Annotated in this window: 17 protein-coding genes; 5 read left to right on the top strand and 12 right to left on the bottom strand. The window is 70.1% G+C overall.

From position 1 onward, the window contains the following. Positions 1-197: 197 nt before the first annotated feature. The 5 genes from WBA97_RS35820 to WBA97_RS35800 all read right to left on the bottom strand — a co-directional run bounded on the left by WBA97_RS35820 (position 198) and on the right by WBA97_RS35800 (position 4,319). Complete coding sequence (locus WBA97_RS35820) at positions 198-1,181, bottom strand: pentapeptide repeat-containing protein (RefSeq protein ID WP_424235452.1); 984 nt, start codon at positions 1,179-1,181, stop codon at positions 198-200. Between the two features lie 4 nt (positions 1,182-1,185). Next, positions 1,186-1,317, bottom strand: a complete 132-nt coding sequence (locus tag WBA97_RS35815; protein WP_424235451.1) for a hypothetical protein — start codon at positions 1,315-1,317, stop codon at positions 1,186-1,188. Then, positions 1,302-2,273, bottom strand: coding sequence for a hypothetical protein (locus WBA97_RS35810; RefSeq protein WP_424235450.1), 972 nt, complete (start codon positions 2,271-2,273; stop codon positions 1,302-1,304). The genes WBA97_RS35815 and WBA97_RS35810 overlap by 16 nt, the downstream gene beginning before the upstream one ends. Before the next feature lie 134 nt (positions 2,274-2,407). Then, entirely contained in the window at positions 2,408-3,541 is a 1,134-nt protein-coding gene (locus tag WBA97_RS35805) for a MalY/PatB family protein (RefSeq protein ID WP_424235449.1), read from the bottom strand. A gap of 97 nt (positions 3,542-3,638) precedes the next feature. Further along, complete coding sequence (locus WBA97_RS35800; protein WP_424235448.1) at positions 3,639-4,319, bottom strand: maleylpyruvate isomerase family mycothiol-dependent enzyme; 681 nt, start codon at positions 4,317-4,319, stop codon at positions 3,639-3,641. Between the two features lie 100 nt (positions 4,320-4,419). Between WBA97_RS35800 and WBA97_RS35795 the strand changes: the two genes are divergently transcribed. Together WBA97_RS35795 and WBA97_RS35790 are read left to right on the top strand one after the other, a co-directional pair. Next, on the top strand, positions 4,420-5,853 hold the full coding sequence (locus WBA97_RS35795; protein ID WP_424235447.1) for a gamma-aminobutyraldehyde dehydrogenase: 1,434 nt from the start codon (positions 4,420-4,422) through the stop codon (positions 5,851-5,853). Between the two features lie 25 nt (positions 5,854-5,878). Then, positions 5,879-6,520, top strand: coding sequence for a hypothetical protein (locus WBA97_RS35790; protein ID WP_424235446.1), 642 nt, complete (start codon positions 5,879-5,881; stop codon positions 6,518-6,520). A 3-nt stretch (positions 6,521-6,523) separates the two neighbouring features. Here WBA97_RS35790 and WBA97_RS35785 read toward each other — a convergent pair whose 3' ends face one another. From WBA97_RS35785 to WBA97_RS35765, 5 genes are read right to left on the bottom strand one after another with little or no spacing between them, the layout of a single operon-like run. Continuing rightward, positions 6,524-7,720 (bottom strand): saccharopine dehydrogenase family protein, encoded by a 1,197-nt coding sequence (locus WBA97_RS35785; RefSeq protein WP_424235445.1) that lies wholly within the window; start codon positions 7,718-7,720, stop codon positions 6,524-6,526. Then, positions 7,717-8,517: an ABC transporter permease gene (locus WBA97_RS35780; RefSeq protein WP_424235444.1), complete on the bottom strand. Its 801-nt coding sequence runs from the start codon at positions 8,515-8,517 to the stop codon at positions 7,717-7,719. Before WBA97_RS35780 ends, WBA97_RS35785 begins: the two co-directional genes overlap by 4 nt. After that, the gene (locus WBA97_RS35775; protein ID WP_424235443.1) at positions 8,518-9,426 is read right to left on the bottom strand and encodes an ABC transporter permease; all 909 of its coding nucleotides are present in this window, start codon (positions 9,424-9,426) and stop codon (positions 8,518-8,520) included. Continuing rightward, complete coding sequence (locus WBA97_RS35770; RefSeq protein ID WP_424235442.1) at positions 9,423-10,559, bottom strand: ABC transporter ATP-binding protein; 1,137 nt, start codon at positions 10,557-10,559, stop codon at positions 9,423-9,425. Before WBA97_RS35770 ends, WBA97_RS35775 begins: the two co-directional genes overlap by 4 nt. Before the next feature lie 2 nt (positions 10,560-10,561). Further along, positions 10,562-11,776 (bottom strand): polyamine ABC transporter substrate-binding protein, encoded by a 1,215-nt coding sequence (locus WBA97_RS35765; RefSeq protein ID WP_424235441.1) that lies wholly within the window; start codon positions 11,774-11,776, stop codon positions 10,562-10,564. Positions 11,777-12,023: 247 nt separating this feature from the next. On the opposite strand from WBA97_RS35765, the gene WBA97_RS35760 reads away from it, so the two are divergent. Both WBA97_RS35760 and WBA97_RS35755 read left to right on the top strand, forming a co-directional pair. Next, positions 12,024-12,470, top strand: a complete 447-nt coding sequence (locus tag WBA97_RS35760; RefSeq protein WP_424235440.1) for an Lrp/AsnC family transcriptional regulator — start codon at positions 12,024-12,026, stop codon at positions 12,468-12,470. A 79-nt stretch (positions 12,471-12,549) separates the two neighbouring features. After that, positions 12,550-13,902, top strand: coding sequence for an aspartate aminotransferase family protein (locus WBA97_RS35755; protein ID WP_424235439.1), 1,353 nt, complete (start codon positions 12,550-12,552; stop codon positions 13,900-13,902). 12 nt (positions 13,903-13,914) lie between these two features. On the opposite strand, the gene WBA97_RS35750 is transcribed toward WBA97_RS35755, so the two are convergent. Further along, a complete protein-coding gene (locus WBA97_RS35750) occupies positions 13,915-14,778 on the bottom strand; it encodes a serine/threonine-protein kinase (RefSeq protein WP_424235438.1) in 864 nt (287 codons plus the stop codon). 82 nt (positions 14,779-14,860) lie between these two features. Here WBA97_RS35750 and WBA97_RS35745 point away from each other — a divergent pair, with 82 nt between their 5' ends. Further along, positions 14,861-16,435, top strand: coding sequence for a phytoene desaturase family protein (locus WBA97_RS35745; RefSeq protein WP_424235437.1), 1,575 nt, complete (start codon positions 14,861-14,863; stop codon positions 16,433-16,435). Here WBA97_RS35745 and WBA97_RS35740 read toward each other — a convergent pair. Continuing rightward, the gene (locus WBA97_RS35740) at positions 16,432-16,878 is read right to left on the bottom strand and encodes an SRPBCC family protein (protein ID WP_424235436.1); all 447 of its coding nucleotides are present in this window, start codon (positions 16,876-16,878) and stop codon (positions 16,432-16,434) included. The genes WBA97_RS35745 and WBA97_RS35740 overlap by 4 nt on opposite strands. Positions 16,879-16,884: the final 6 nt, after the last annotated feature.

Raw genomic sequence — 16,884 nt, 5'->3', positions numbered from 1 at the left:
GTGCCCGCCGGGACATGACGGGCTCCTGGGATGTCCTCGCTGGGCTTTGCCTGAGCTGGGCAATGCGCCTGTCCGCCAGCTCTGGCGGGACGCCGCCGGGGGCTTTGTCAGGCCGACGCCCACCGCGCGACCAGGCAACCGACAACGCATCGGTGGATTCGGGCTCAACGCCCCGAAAGACCGCGTCTTTCAGGGCGTCACGTCTGTCCTCCATCTGGGGCGCCGCCGGGGCGGGCCTCGTCCGGGACGACGTGGACGCGGGTTCTGTCGTCCGGGGATGGCTCCTCGTGCCAGCCGGTGGGCCACTCGCGCTTCTTCGCGGTGGCGCCGGCGGTGGTGTCGGTGAGGTCGAGTGTTCTGCCTGCCTGGGGTTCTTCGCCGAACTCGACGTCGCCGTCGAAGATGGCGGATCGGAAGTTGGCTCGGCGCGGGCCGAAGGCGGTGCGGCGGAGGTCGGCGGTGCCGGTGAAGTGGACTCGGTGGAAGTCGGCGCCGTCGGTGAACTCCGAGTCGCGGAAGGCGGCGATCTTGAGGAAGGTCGTGTGGCGGAAGGTCGCGTTTCGGACCCGGCAGTGGCGGAACCAGAAGAACTCGAGCGTCGCGCCGGTGATCCGCAGGTCGATGTCGGGCCAGAAACTGTCCGGTGCCGCTGGGCGCAGGTGTGTCTCCAGCACGTCCTGCACCGTCGTGCGGACCAGCTGTTCCTGTGCCGCCTCCTTGTCCGTCTCGTCCTTCGGCGGGGTGTAGGGCATCCGCAGGTACGCGCACAGCAGGTTCACCACCGTCTGCCGGTGCTGTGCCTGGTCCTGCGCGAGCCGCTCCAGCGCGTACACCCCCGCCATCCGCACCGGGGCCTTGTCGCTGCCCAGCTGGTCGGCCGCCTTGCCGTACAGCTCGGTGACACGGCGCTCGTTCGCGTCGTGTTCCTTCTGCTCCAGGTCCAGCTCGACGTACCGCTGCCGCCGCGCCGCCAGCAGCAGCGCCGCGGCGCCACCCGCGCCGATCACGATGCTCGCCGCGGTGCGCAGCGCGTCCAGCCTGCGTGCCGACACCTGGTCACCGCCGCCGAGGAACAGCCACAGCAACGTGACCGCCGCGGCGGCGGTGGCCGCGAGGCCCGCCGCCCACCAGACGATCGTCCTGCTCGACAACGCCTTCGACGTCTTCGACACGGCACGCATGATGTCAGGTACGCCTGCCCCGACCGGGTGCGGCCGGTCGGGTCCAGGATCCCGGCAGCGTCACCGGCACCATCACCCGCAGCGTCACCCGCAGCGTCACCCGCAGCGCCACCGGCAGATTCAACGGCAGCGCCACCGGACCGGCATGGCGCCGACGTCGCCGTCCGCCGGGTAGGCGGAGCCTCCTGCCTCTTCGGTGTTCAGCGCCGCGACCGTGCCCCTGGTGTGCCCTGGTGGCGTGGGCAGCGGCGTGGGCAGGGCGCCGTCCCACAGCAGCGGTTCGCCGTTCTCGCCCGCACCGGCCACGACGCCCTCGTCGTTCACCGCGACCGCCGTGGTGCCGCCGAGGAACAGCCGTGGAACGCGGTCAGCACGCCAGCCCGCCGCCCGCGTCACACCGTCCGGCTCGCCGGTCGCGCCGACGACCTGCCCGCGCCACAGGTCCTGGACGTCGCCCGCGATCAGCGAAACCCGCGTTCCGGCCGGTGTCCAGGCATGGCCACGCCACCGCAGCGCGCCCGCCGCGACGCGCCCGGTCCTGGCCGCGACCATGCCGTCGTCGTCGATCGCCGCCCGGCCGTACGGGGCCTCCGCCGCAGGCAGGTCCAGGAACCTGGGCGGGCCGGCGGCCGGCCACACGACCAGGCGACCGTCGACCTGCCCCACGACTTCGCCGCGTGCGTTGACGTCCAGCGCCGTCGACGAACCGCCGGACCCTGGCAGTCGTTCGTACCGGCCACCTCGGTGGCGGAACGCGTGCTGTGTCCCGTCCGGGCTCGTGGCGGTGCCGACCACCACGCCTTCCCGGTTCACCGCGGCCACCGCCGTGTCCACACCGAACGCCGGTCCCAGCGGCTCGACCTCGCCGTCGTGCCACCGCACCGCCTGGTTCGGGCCGTCGGCACCCGCCACGCCGGCCAGCCACTCACCAGCACCCGCGGTCACCCGGCCATGGAAGGCACCGTCCGGCAACGGAAGCACGTCCGGTGTCCACTCGCATGCGCCACGAGCCGGTCCCACTGCCGCCGCAGGCGCGACGACGGCCGGTGCGGACACCCCGGCCACCACCGCCAGCGAGGCCACCGACGCCACTACCGTGGCTCCTCGGCTGAGCCGACGACCAGTCATCGGCACATCCAGTTGTTTTCGCTCATGTGTTCGAATCTACCGGGATCCTCCTTCCCATGGGGGTGGTTTCGTCAAGATCAGGCCGCCGGAGCGGCCGCTCACCTCGTGGCCACCGCGGTGGCCATGCGGTTCAGCAGCTCCTCGACCAGCGGACCCGACGTCGCGAAGTTCAGGCGCACGTAACCCGTCGAGCCGTAGTCCGGACCGGGGCTCAACAGGACGTCCGCGCGTTCCAGGAAGAACGCGGCCGGGTCCACGTCCAGTCGCAGTTCGCGGCAGTCCAGCCACGCCAGGTACGTCGCCTCCGGACTGTGGTGGCGCACGCCCTCGGGTAAGCCGCCCGCCACCAGCGCCCGGTTGCGGGCAAGCGTCGCCTTCGCCTCGAAGAGCCAGTCGTCGCACTCCTGCCACGCGGCGAGCGTCGCCAGCACACTCAGGACACTCACCTCGCCGAGCAGCAGCGGCGGCAGCTTCGCGAGCCCGGACCGCACCCGCGCGTCGCCGACGTGCGCGACGGCACACCGCAGCCCTGCCAGGTTGTACGACTTGCTCGCCGAGTACAGGGTGACCGTCCGATGTGGGCACAGCGACGCGAACGGGATGTGGGTGAAGCCGTCGTAGGTCAGGTCGGAGTGGACCTCGTCGGCGATCACCACCAGGTCGTGCTCCTCGGCCACCGCCGCGATCGCCGTCAGCTCGGCCCGCGTGAACACCCGGCCCGTCGGGTTGTGCGGGTTCACGAGCACCAGCGCACGCACGCCGTGCCGCACGACGTCCGCCGCCAGCCTGTCCGCGTCGAAGGTCCAGCCTGCTCCGCTGTCCGTCAACGGGATCGGCACCAGCCGCCTGCCCATCCCGTGCACGGACTCGAGGAACGGCGGGTACGTCGGCGTGTGGACAGCGACCGCGTCGCCCGGCTCCGTCGCGACGTGCAGCACGACCTGCAACGCCTGGTTCAGCTCCGTGAACAGCCGCACGTGCCCGGCGTCCAAGGCCACCCCGTGCCGCGCCGCCATGCGCGCCACGAACGCCCCGCGTAACGGGTTCTGCTCCGGCCGCTCGTCCCACAGCGGGTAACCGAAGTCGGCGTGCCGCGCGACGGCGGCACGCACCGCCTTCGGCGCGGTGAAGTCCATGTCGGCCACCCACGCGGGCAGGACGCCGGGGTCGGCCAGCGCCCACTTGGCGCCGGGACGCTGACGGAGGTCGTCGGGATCGAGCTGATCGAACATGTGAACGAGACTAGACGCCCGCACCGACAATTCCGGTGCGCAGGTCAGGCCGGGCGGTAGACCACGCGGCGACCAGGGTGGCCGGGCGCTGACGCCGTCAGCGGTCGGGAACCGGATGCGGTGGCCATGGCCCAAGCTCGACGCCCGGCCCGGCAGGCGCGTTCGCCGGTTCCCGGCCTGCGGCCCAGGCGGCCAGGTCCCGCACGCTGCCGGACACCTCCTGGCCGCCCTCGGGCCCCCATCGCTCTCCCGTGTCGGTCGCGACCAGCGCCACCCCGGGCGGCAGCCGTGACCGCAGGAAGTCGATGGTGTGCGCGGCCAGCGGTTCCGGCCAGTCGGCGGGCGTCACGCCGACGGCACAGTCGGCCAGGTGGATCCACGTCTCACGCCACCGCGCGAACACGGTTCCTGCGAGGTCGCCGTTGCGGAAGCGGACCGGCATGGCCCAGTCCTCGGGCCGGGCCCGCGCCCACGCGGCTTCGAGCCTGCCGATGCCGTCCTGGAGGTACGCGATCAGGTCCGGTGCCACCGCGTAGTCCTCGATGCGCTCGCTCCACTCCTGCGTGCCGCCGGGGAACAGGGCGACGAGCTCACCGCGCAGCGCTGCCTCGGTGAGGTCCGCGAAGGCCCGGCCGGCGTCCGCGACGTGTGCGATCACGTGGCCCCTGGTCCAGCCGGGTAGGGCGGTCGGCAACGCGAGATCGGCCGGGGTCAACCCGGACACGCCCTCGACGAAACGCCGGTGCGCGGTCTGCACGTCGTGCACTGGAGGAGCCATGTCTTTGATCGTAGAGACAAGGACCGACGAGCACGTTTTCCTGCTGAAATAGTCGTCGAACGACTTGTCTGCTGCGGATTCAGTCGCGAAGATGGCAGACATGACCGAGAAGCGTGTTCTGCGGAACTTCGTCGACGGCACCTGGGCCGATCCCGCCGATGGCGGGTACACCGACGTCGTCGACCCCAGCACCGGGGAGGTGTTCGCATCCGCGCCGCGGTCCGGTGTGGCCGATGTGGACCAGGCCATGCTGGCCGCGGCGCGGGCGTTCGACGGCTGGCGGACGACGACTCCCAAGGACCGCCAGCTCGCGATGCTGAGGTTCGCGGACGCGCTGGAGGCACGGACCGACGACCTGCTCGACGCGGAGTGCCAGAACACGGGTAAGCCTCGGCAGCTGACGCTAGAGGAGGAGATGCCGCCCGCGGTCGACCACTTCCGGTTCTTCGCGGGGGCGGCAAGGGTCCTGGAGGGCAAGTCGGCGGGCGAGTACATGGCGGGGCACACCAGCTACGTCCGCCGCGAGCCGATCGGGGTGTGTGCGCAGGTCACGCCGTGGAACTACCCGCTGATGATGGCGGTGTGGAAGATCGCGCCCGCGCTGGCGGCGGGGAACACGGTGGTGCTGAAGCCGTCCGACACGACACCGCTGTCGACGCTGCTGCTCGCGGAGATCGCGGCGGAGTTCTTCCCGGCGGGCGTGTTCAACGTGCTGTGCGGCGACCGGGACACGGGACGTGCGCTGGTCGCGCACCCGACGCCGGCGCTGGTGTCGATCACGGGCTCGGTGCGTGCTGGCCGCGAGGTGGCGACGGCCGCGGCCGCTGACCTCAAGCGCGTGCACCTCGAACTGGGCGGCAAGGCCCCGGTCGTCGTGTTCGACGACGCCGACCTGGCCGCGGCCGCCGAGGCGATCGCGGTCGGCGGGTACTTCAACGCGGGCCAGGACTGCACGGCGGCGACCCGGGTGCTGGCCGGGCCGGGAGTGCACGACGAACTGGTGGCCGAGCTGACCGCACAGGCAAGGGACACGCGCACGGGACCACCGTCCGACCCTGACGTGCTGTACGGGCCGTTGAACAACGCGAACCAGCTGGCCCGCGTGCGCGGGTTCGTCGACCGGCTGCCCGACCACGCGTCGCTGGAGGCGGGCGGCGAGCAGGTCGGCGACCGCGGCTACTTCTACTCCCCCACCGTGGTCTCCGGACTGCGCCAGGACGACGAGATCGTCCAGGACGAGGTGTTCGGCCCGGTGATCACGGTGCAGCGCTTCACCTCCGAGGACGAGGCCGTGGCGTGGGCGAACGGTGTCGAGTACGGGCTGGCGTCGTCGGTGTGGACCAAGGACCACGGCCGTGCCATGCGGATGACCGCCGCGCTGGACTTCGGATGCGTGTGGGTGAACACGCACATCCCGTTCATCTCGGAGATGCCACACGGCGGCTTCAAGCACTCCGGATACGGCAAGGACCTGTCGATGTACGGCTTCGAGGACTACACCCGGATAAAGCACGTGATGCACAACATCGGGTAGCCGGGTTGCGGCACAAATAGCGGATGTGACCACCGCGCGCGAGGCCGCCGTCAGCTCGGGATTGCTCTACCTGACGATCGACCTCGGTCCGCGACCGTCAATGCGCTCATTTGGCCGCGAGGTTAATGCCATCAACACACTGTGGTGGCATTGCCTCCAACTGGCCGGTCACCGCACCCGGGGCGCGCTACCGCCCCAGCAAGGCGAGAACCCCGTCGGCCGCAGTATGAAGTACTTCATCATCGTTGATCCGCCGTCTGCATGGGATGCGGAGTCGGGGGCCCAGTTGCTGCTGGCACGAACCAAACTTGCGAGTCCGTGGACCTCCGTGTTGACAACGATTGCTGACAGAACGGCGCCGATCGGCTACGGCGTTGCAGGGTTGTGGGTACTTCAGCGGCTGCTCAACATGGTCATGGGCTGGCAGCGGCACCGCTTGGAACTGGAGTTGGACAGACAGCGATTGGCTGCCACTCACATCCCTACCGCCGAGGAACTGGTGGTCAACCACGCATCGGCTGAACTCGCAGCGCATGCCGACGAATCCGACTTAGCCGGCGACATGGTCGCTGTCGACGGCAAAGCAGTCGCCTACGCTGTTCAGGGACTGCGGCCCATTCTGGATGCGAGGATCCTCGATGAGGACGACCCGGACACGAACCTCTGAAGGTCACTGTTCGCGCATGCCCCAGGGGGAGCCGTATTCGGTCAGCAGGTCGAGGAACGGCGTCGCGTCGAAGGCCTCCGGGCCGAGCACGCCCGTGCCCGTCCACGCGCCCGACGCCAGCAACTCCAGTGCCACCACGGGGTTGATCGCCGTCTGCCACGAGACCGCCTGGTGGCCGTACTCGCGCATGGACCACTCGTTGTCCACCACGTGGTACAGGTACACCTCCTTCGGCGCGCCATCGGTGTCGAGGCCGCGCACCCAGGTGCCCGCGCACGTCTTGCCCCGCATCCGGGGACCGAGGCCCGCCGGGTCTGGCAGGCACGCGGCCACCACGTCGCGGGGCGACACCGACTCGGTGCCCACCTGTATCGGTGACACCGAGTCGAGGCCCAGTTTGTGCAGTGTCCGCAGGATCTCGATGAACTCGTTGCCAAGGCCGTACTTGAACGTCACCCGCCGGGCGGGGACCCAGCGCGGAATCAGCAGCACCTCCTCGTGCTCCACGTTCACGCACTCGACCGGGCCGATGCCCTCCGGGAAGTCGAAAACCTCCGGCTCCGAGAAGGGTTCCGTCGTGTACCAGCCACGGTCGCGTTCCCAGATCACCGGCGGGTTCAGGCATTCCTCGATCGTCGTCCAGATCGAGAACGTCGGGGCGAACGGGTAGCCGTCGACCACCAGGTTCGCGCCGTCGCGGACGCCGATCTCGTCGATCTCCGAGAACAGGTGGTCCGCCGCGTACCGCGCGAACACGTCCGAAAGGCCCGGTTCCACGCCGATGCCGACCAGCGCGAGCCTGCCGCGGTCGGCCCACGTCGAGGCCACCGCGAACTGTTCGTCGCCCAGTTTCACGCCCGGCCGCGAGTACGGCTCCGACGGGTCCGGTGTGGACAGTGACATCGCCATGTCGAGGTAGTCGGCGGACGCGGCAAGCGCTCCTTCGAAGATGGGCATCACGAAGCGTGGGTCGACCGCGTTGAACACGTGCGTGATGCCGTGTGCGCGGCACAGGTCGGCGACCGCGGCCGACGACGACGCGTCCACGGTGGCCGACAGGAACCGGGCGTCCGGCACGCACGCGTCCGCGCGGGCCGTCGAGTAGTCGGCGACCACGTAGGACTCGAAGAACGAGCGCCTGGCGGCGATCGCCACCGCGGCCGCGCCGACCGAACCGGCACCGATCTGCAGGACCCTCATACGTACCGCGCCCTTCGCCGTGACCGTACCTGCATGATCACCACCAGCACGAACGCCAGCAGGAACACCGCGGTGCCGATCACGTTGACCTGCCGAGGGATTCCCCGCTGCGCCGCACCCCACACGTACATCGGGAAGGTGACCGTCGTGCCCGAGTTGAAGTTCGTGATGATGAAGTCGTCGAACGACAGCGACAGCGACAGCAGCGCCGCCGCCGCGATGCCGGGCAGTACCAACGGAAGCGTGACGCGCCGGAACGTCTGCCACTCGTTCGCGTACAGGTCCATCGACGCTTCCCGCAGCCGGGGGTCGAGCCCGGCAAGGCGGGCCTTCACCGTGACGACCACGAAGGACAGACAGAACAGGATGTGGGCGATCACGACGGTCGAGAACCCGAGCGGCACCCGCATCGTCACGAACAACGCGAGCAGCGACGAGCCCATCACGACCTCTGGCGTCGCCATCGGCAGGAAGATCAGCACGTTCGTGGTCGAGCGGCCACGGAACCGGTGCCGTGCCAGCGCGAACGCCATCAGCGTGCCGAGGACCGTCGCCACCAGGGTCGCCACCAATGCGATGCCGACGCTGACCCGCAGCGCGGCACCGATCCCCGCCGCACCGAAGGGGTCCAGCCAGTAGTCGAGTGTCCATTGTGGAGAGAGATCGTAGGACAGCCTGCTCGGGGGCCGGTTGAGCGACAACAGGAACACGACGACGATCGGCAGGAACAGGTAGGCCAGCACGAGCAGACCCACGGCCATCACCCAGTGGTCCGCGACCCAGCGCCAGACCCGCACTCAGACCACCTCATCCGTCCCCGCGGCGCGGACATAGCTGAACACCATCACGAGGATCGTCGCCATCAGCAGGAACGACAGCGCCGCCGCCTGCGGGTAGTCCAGCCGCACCAGGAACGCCGAGTCGATCACGTTGCCGATCATGTACTCGTTGGGCGTGCCGAGCAGCTCCGCGTTGATGTAGTCACCGGCCGCCGGGATGAACGTCAGCAGCGTCCCGGCGACCACCCCCGGCATCGACAGCGGCAGCGTGACACGCCGGAACACGGTGGCAGGCTTGGCATACAGGTCACCGGCGGCCTCCACCAGCCTGCCGTCCAGCCGTTCGAGGCTCGCGTACAGGGGCAGCACCATGAACGGCAGGAAGTTGTACACGAGCCCGCACACCACGGCAGCCGGTGTCGCCAGCAGCCGGAAGTCGGCGGGGAAGAACGGCAGCGACCGGAAGAACTCGGTGACCGGGCCGTTGTCCGAGAGGATCGACTTCCACGCGAGCGTGCGCACGAGGAACGTGGTGAAGAACGGCGCGATCACGCACACCAGCATCAGGTTCCGCCACCGGCCCGCCTTCTGCGCGATGGCGTAGGCGAGCGGATAGCCGAGCACCAGGCAGATGATGGTCGCGATGCCCGCGTAGACCGCGGACCGCACGAGGTGCGGCCAGTACGTGGCGATCGCGTCGACGTAGTTGCCGAACGCGAAGGCCTGTGAGTAGCCGAGTTCGAGGCTGCCGTCCCGGTCGTACAGGCTGGTGCCCGCGAGCTGTATCGAGGGCACCACGAAGAACAGCAGCAGCCACAACCCGCCCGGCAGCAACAGGAGGTACGGCGTGATGCGGCGACGGCGCGGCGGCGGGGGTGGTGGTGCTTCCGTGCCGGTGCCGACCGTGGTGCCGACGAAGGCGGTCACGGGGCGACTCCGAGCGGGTCGGCCGAGTACTGCGTGACCTCGTCGCCGTGGCCCTCCGCCCGGTCCAGCACGAACGAGTGCGGCGGGTACCAGTGGGCGACGACCTCGGTGCCGGGCTGGAGGGGCTCACCGGCCGCCGCGTTGGCGGAGAACACCGACATCTCCTGTCCCCACGGGGTTTTCAGGAGGTACTCGGTGCTCACGCCCGCGTAGCAGGTGTCGGTGAGCACGCCGCGGATCTGGTTGTGTGCCGATGGCGCGTCCTCGCCGGGCAACGCGAGCCGCACCTTCTCCGGCCGCACCCCGAGCCACACGCGGCCGTCGGCGGAGTGCGCGCGGGACGTCGGCGCCGCGAACCGTTCGCCGTGCGCGGTCAGCAGCAGGTCGTCGCCCTCGGTGCCGGACACCTCGGCGGCGAACAGGTTGGACTGGCCGAGGAAGTTCGCCACGAACGGTGTCGTCGGGAACTCGTAGATGTCGGTCGGCGCCCCCAGCTGGGCGATGCGGCCCTCGGTCATCACCGCGACCGTGTCGGCCATCCACATGGCCTCGTCCTGGTCGTGGGTGACGTGGAGGAACGTGATGCCGACCTCGGTCTGGATGCGCTTCAGCTCGATCTGCATCTGCCTGCGCAGCTTGAGGTCCAGCGCGCCGAGCGGCTCGTCGAGCAGCAGTACCTTGGGCTCGTTGACGAGTGCGCGGGCGAGCGCGACCCGCTGCTGCTGGCCGCCGGAGAGCTGCGCGGGTTTGCGCCTGCCGAACGCTGGCAGCTGCACCAGTTCGAGCATGTCGGCGACCTTGCGCTTGACGTCCTTCACGCCGCGCTGCCGCAGCCCGAACGCGATGTTGTCCTCGACGGTCAGGTGCGGGAACAACGCGTAGCTCTGGAACACGGTGTTGACGGGCCGCTTGTACGGGCGTAAGCCGGTGATGTCGCGCTCGCCGAGGCGGACCGTGCCCGAGGTCAGCTCCTCGAGACCGGCGACCATGCGCAGCGTGGTGGTCTTGCCACACCCGGAAGCACCCAGGAGAGCGAAGAAACTCCCCTGTGGCACCGTGAGGGAGAGGTCGTCGACCGCCGTCATCGACCCAAACTGCTTCGTGACGTTTTCCAGCACCAGGTTATCTGCCATAGCTATGCTCCGATCACCTGCTGGAAGCCCTGTTCGAAGATGCGTTCCTGCGCCTCGTTCAGCGCCATGAACACCTTGGCGGAGTCCAGGGTGGACTCGCTGGGGAAGATCAGCTCGTTCTCGGCCAGCTCAGGGTCGATGTCGGCCATCGCGTCCTGTGCGCCCTTGACCGGGCAGATGTAGTTGACGTACGCGGCCAGCTCTGCGGCGACCTCGGGCTCGTAGTAGTAGTTCATGAGCGCCTCGGCGTTGGCCTGGTGCGTGGCACGGTTGGGCACCTGCATGTTGTCCGACCACAGCATCACGCCCGACTCCGGCGCCACGAACTTGATGTTCTCGTCCTCGAAGTTCAGCTGGATCACGTCGCCGGACCAGCCGACGCACGCCGCGATGTCGCCCTTCGCGAGGTCCTGGGCGTAGTCGTTGCCGGTGAAGCGGCGGATCTGACCCGCGTCGACCGCTCGCTGGAGCTTGTTCAGCGCCTCGTTGAACTGCTCCTCGGTGAAGTTCGACGGGTCGTGGCCCATCTCCAGGAGGATCAGCCCGACGGTGTCCCGCATCTCCGACAGCATCGTGACCTTGCCCTTGAGGTCCGGGCGGGTCAGCAGCTCGTCCATGGTGCGGACCTCGCCGGTGACGTTGCCGTTGTAGGCGATGCCCGCGAGACCGGTCTGCCACGGCACCGCGTACTCGGTGTCCTTGTCCCACGACCGGCCGCGCAGCGAGGGCAGTAGGTTGGCCTCGACATTCGGGAGCTTCGCCTTGTCGAGCGGCTGCACCCAGCCGAGCCGGATCATCCGCGCCGCCATCCAGTCGGTGAGGACGATGATGTCCCGGTCGATGGTCTGGCACGTGGAGAGCTGGTTGCGAACCTTGCCGAAGAACTCGTTGTTGTCGTTGACGTCCTCCTGGTACGTCACCTCGATGCCGGCCCGCGCGGCGAACGCGTCCAGGGTGGGCCGCACCGACTCGTCGTCCTCGGCGACGTCGATGTAGAGGGGCCAGTTGGAGATGACGAGGCTCTTGTCGGCCGCCGACTGGTCCGCGCTGCGGCAGGCCGAGGGGTCCTGGCGGGTGCCCGGCATGCCGCAGCCGGTGGCCGCGAGGGCGGTGGCGGCCACCAGACCACGCAGGACTGTCCTACGGGACGTCCGATGGTGTCCCGTCAGCAGTGCCGTCGCCTCCGGGGAGAGCGAGGTGGGCGCCCTGGTTCGCATGGCGACTGATATTGACATGCCGACCATCCATGGACAAGGGATTCCGTTGTCACGTTCGCGTTGCGCGACGGATTACGTAAGACTTGTGGTTGTAACCCAGGAGCGGGAGCGACGGAGCGGGCGCTGTCTGGACTGAGGAGTGCGCGCAGGCGCGCCAGCGCCGAGCACGCGACGAGGGAAGACGGCGCGTTAGCGGAGGAGCGGAGCGACCAGTGATACAGAGCGACCGGTGATACAGGAGGGCTGAATGGCCGAGCTTGACGATGTCGCCAAGGCGATCATCGAGCAGTTGCAGGAGGACGGTCGCAGGCCCTACGCCACGATCGGGCGTGCGGTCGGCCTGTCGGAGGCGGCTGTGCGGCAGCGGGTGCAGCGGCTGCTGGACGCCGGCGTGATGCAGATCGTGGCGGTGACCGACCCGTTGCAGCTCGGCTTCCCGCGCCAGGCGATGGTGGGGGTGCGCACGACCGGGGACCTGGAGGAGACCGCGGACCTGCTGGCCGGGATCGCCGAGGTGGACTACGTGGTGATCACCGCGGGGTCGTTCGACCTGCTCGCCGAGGTCGTCGCCCGCAACGACGACCACCTGCTGGAGATTCTCAAGCACATCCGCGCGGTCGACGGCGTCATCGCGACCGAGGCGTTCATGTACCTGAAACTGCGGAAGCAGACCTACTCGTGGGGCACCACCTGAGTGCGGATTCCGTCGCTTATTGCTCACCTAACAGTGGCAATCCCTTGCCGAAGGCCCGTTGATATGCGGTAATCGAAGCATGGCCGACCACCTCTGGATGCACTTCACCCGCATGTCGTCCTACGTCGACTCGCCGGTGCCGACGATCGCGCGAGGCGAGGGCCCCTACGTCTGGGACACGAACGGCAAGCGGTACCTCGACGGGCTGTCCGGACTGTTCGTCGTCCAGGTGGGCCACGGCCGGGAGGAGCTGGCGGAGGCCGCGGCCAAGCAGGCCAGGGAGCTGGCCTACTTCCCCATCTGGTCCTACGCCCACCCGAAGGCGATCGAGCTGGCGGAACGGCTCGCGACGCTGACGCCGGGCGACCTCAACCAGGTCTTCTTCACCACCGGCGGCTCGGAGGCCGTCGAGACCGCGTGGAAGCTCGCGCGTGCCTACTTCAAGCTGGTCGGCAAGCCCACCAAGCACAAGGTCATCTCCCGCGCCATCGCCTACCACGGCACGTCGATGGGCGCGCTGTCGATCACCGGCCTGCCCGGCCTGAAGGCGGACTTCGAACCCCTTGTCCCGTCGACGATCCGGGTGCCGAACACGAACCTGTACCGGGCGCCGGAGGGCACGGCGGGCCAGGACGGGACCGACGCCGAGGCGTTCGGCCGGTGGGCGGCCGACCGTATCGAGGAGGCGATCCTGTTCGAGGGCGCGGACACCATCGCCGCCGTCTACCTCGAACCGGTGCAGAACGCGGGCGGCTGTTTCCCTCCGCCGCCCGGTTACTTCCAGCGGGTGCGCGAGATCTGCGACCGGCACGACGTGCTGATGGTGTCCGACGAGGTCATCTGCGCGTTCGGGCGGCTCGGCGAGTACTTCGGCGCCACCCGGTACGGCTACCAGCCCGACATCATCACCTGCGCGAAGGGCATGACGAGCGGCTACGTGCCGCTCGGCGCGGCACTGGTGAGCGACCGGCTCGCCGAACCGTTCCGGCACGGCGCGAACACGTTCGCCCACGGCGTCACCTTCGGCGGGCACCCGGTGGCGAGCGCGGTGGCGCTCGCGAACCTGGACCTGTTCGTCCGCGAGGACCTCAACGCGCACGTGCGCCGCAACTCCGGCCTGTTCCGGTCCTATCTGGAACGCCTGACCGACCTGCCGATCGTCGGTGACGTCCGAGGCGACGGCTACTTCTTCGGCATCGAACTGGTGAAGGACAAGGCCACGAAGGAGACCTTCAACGAGGACGAGTCGGAGCGGCTGCTGCGCGGCTTCCTGTCCAAGGCATTGTTCGACGCGGGCCTGTACTGCCGCGCCGATGACCGGGGCGACCCGGTCGTGCAGCTCGCACCGCCGCTGACCTGCGAGGAACCGCAGTTCGCCGAGATCGAGGAGATCCTGCGCGCGGTGCTGACGGAGGCGTCGAACCGGCTGTAGCCACTCGGCCGGTCAGAACGTGGCGGCACACGCGGCGGCGGCCAGCTTGACGAGCCACGACCGGGGGCGGGGCTCCGAGGAGATCGGCATCGGCCCGCCGTCGGCGAGCGCACGCAGCGTCGCGGCGCAGGTCGCCGCGTCCGGCCGCCTGCCGGGTTCGGTCGCGGTCATCGCGGTCAGGACCGCACGCCACGGCCTGCCCCAGGTGCCGGGCACCTTCGGCGGGTGGGCGAGCCTGGCCATGGCCGCCTCCGCGCCGGTGCCCGGGTACTCGACCTGCCCGGTCATGCACTCCAGCAGCACCAGCCCGAGCGAGTACACGTCGGCCGCCGGGCCGACTTCGCCGCAACCCACCTGCTCCGGCGCGAGGTAGCCCGCGGTACCGAAGAGGTCCGGGGTGGCCTGGTCCTCGGTGCGCGCGATGCCGAAGTCGGCGAGGTAGCACTCGCTCTGGTCGTCGAAGAGGATGTTGTCCGGCTTCACGTCGCGGTGCACGATGCCCCGGCCGTGTACATAGGACAGCACGCCCGCGATCGCGGCGCCGATCTCCGCCACCCTGGCCGAGGTCATCCGCCCGCAGTCGAGCCGGTCCCGCAGGGTGCCCCCGGCCGCGAACTGCAGCACGAGGAACGGCCGACGACCCTCGTAGCCGACGTCGTAGAGCCGCAACAGTCCTGGGTGGGACAGTCCAGCGAGGAGCTCGGCCTCTGCGAGAAGTCCCTGTGCCGCCGTGTCACGCTGGGACGAGCGGCAGCGTTTCACGGCCACCTGCCGCCGCAGGCGCAGGTCACGGGCCTCGAACACGTCGGCCATGCCGCCCCCGCCGAGCCGGGGGCCCAGCCGGTAGCGGTGGTCGATGATCGTGTTCGTGGACACGATCAACGAATACCCGGAGTCGCCACGTGGAAACCTTCGGTGTACGGGGTAGCCACCGGGGCAAGGCGAGGGAGGCGGACTGGTGGAGTTCGATGCGGTCGTGATCGGCGCCGGGCACAACGGGCTGGTCGCGGCGAACCTGCTGGCGGACGCGGGCTGGTCGGTGCTGGTGTGCGAGGCGACCGACACGCCGGGCGGCGCCGTGGCGTCGGCCGAGCTGGTCGCGCCCGGGTACGTGTCCGACCTGTGCAGTGCGTTCTACCCGCTCGCCGCGGCCTCGCCCGCGCTCCTGTCGCTCGGGCTGGCCGAGCACGGGCTGCGGTGGCGGCACGCGCCCGCCGTGCTCGCGCACGTCTTCCCCGACGGCAGGCACGTGGTGATGTCGCGGGAGGCCGAGACGACCGCGAAGGCGGTCGCGGAGTTCGCGGCCGCCGACGCCGAGGCGTGGCACGCGGAGTTCGCGTACTGGCAACGGATCCGGGACGACGTGCTCGACGCGATCCTGTCGCCGTTCCCGCCGGTTCGCGCGGGGGCACGGCTGGCGCGGCGGCTCGGGCCCGCCGGGCTGCTGCGGTTCGCGCGCCGCGCCGTACTGCCGGTGCGGGCGCTGGCCGGCGAGCGGTTCGCGGGCGAGGGCGCAAGGGCGTTGTTCGCGGGCAACGCTATGCACACCGACCTCGGGCCGGACGACGCCGGGTCCGGGATCTTCGGGTGGCTGCTCACGATGCTCGGCCAGGAGGTCGGGTTCCCGGTGCCCGAGGGCGGCGCGGGCGAGCTCACGGCGGCGCTCGTGCGCAGGCTGTCCACACGGGACGTCCGGGTGGACTGCGGGCGGCCGATCACGTCGGTGATAGTCGGGAACGGCCAGGCGCTCGGGGTGCGGGACGCTGCCGGGGAGCTGGTGCGGGCGCGGCGCGCGGTGCTCGCGGACGTGCCGGCGCCGGTGTTGTACCGGGAGCTGGTCGGCGAGACGCACCTGCCCGCGCGGCTCGTCGCGGACCTCGCGAACTTCCGGTGGGACGACGGAACGGTCAAAGTGGACTGGGCGCTGTCCGGGCCGATCCCGTGGTCGGCGCCGGGGGTCGGCGGTGCGGGCACCGTGCACCTCGGCGCGGACGTCGACGGGCTCGCCGGGGTGGCGAACGACCTCGCGTGCGGCCGGGTGCCACGCAACCCGTTCCTGCTGCTCGGCCAGATGACGACGGCCGACCCGTCCCGCTCACCGTCGGGCACCGAGTCGGTGTGGGCGTACACGCACGTGCCGCGCGGGGAGACGTGGTCGGCGTCGCGGCTGAAGAAGCGCGCGGACCGGATCGAGCAGGTCGTCGAGGCCCAGGCGCCCGGCTTCCGGTCACTCATCGCCGGCCGCTCGATCTCGGGACCGGCCGAGCTGGCGGCGCACGACCCGAGTCTGGTCGGGGGTGCGATCAACGCGGGCACGTCCGCCATCCACCAGCAGCTGGTGTTCCGCCCGGTCCCCGGCCTCGGCCGCGCGGACACGGTGATCGACCGGCTGTACCTGGCCGGCGCGTCGGCCCACCCTGGCGGCGGCGTGCACGGCGCGGCCGGCGCGAACGCGGCTAAGGCGGCGCTGGCCAGGGAACGGATCCCCGGCTACCCCGGCGTCATCTCAGCAGCGCACAAGTTGCTCTACTAGGGCGTTCCCGCCCCGGCCGTCACGATGTCGGCCAGGCGGGACAGGGACTCGCGGTTGCGTGGGATCAGCAGTGCCGCCTGCAGCGGCCCCGGCAGGAGCCTGGCCGGGCCCCGTACCACCTGTTCGGACATGAGGACCGCCGTACCGCCCTCGTCCGTCCGCGACAGCTCCATGCGGACCCTGGCCGCGCCCAACGGCCACGAACGGGCGTCCAGCTCCAGCAACCGGCCGGGCTCGACGTCGACGACCTCGGTGGTGTCGTGCACCACCAGCGGCCACGGGCCGACGCTGTGGTGAATGCGGGCGCCGATCTCCGGCCAGCCTGCGTCGACGGCCCGCACATGCGATGCGCCGACGACCCAGCCCGCGTACGTCCAGCCGTCGGCCAGCACCGCCCACACTCGCTCCGGCGGTGCGGCGATCACGGCGGTCACGTCGGTCATGCGGCC

Origin of the sequence: Actinophytocola sp. (assembly GCF_049647105.1) — a bacterium.
GTDB lineage: Bacteria > Actinomycetota > Actinomycetes > Mycobacteriales > Pseudonocardiaceae > Actinophytocola.
The sequence above is the reverse complement of the archived record's forward strand: the minus strand, read 5'-3'. Positions and strand labels throughout refer to the sequence as shown.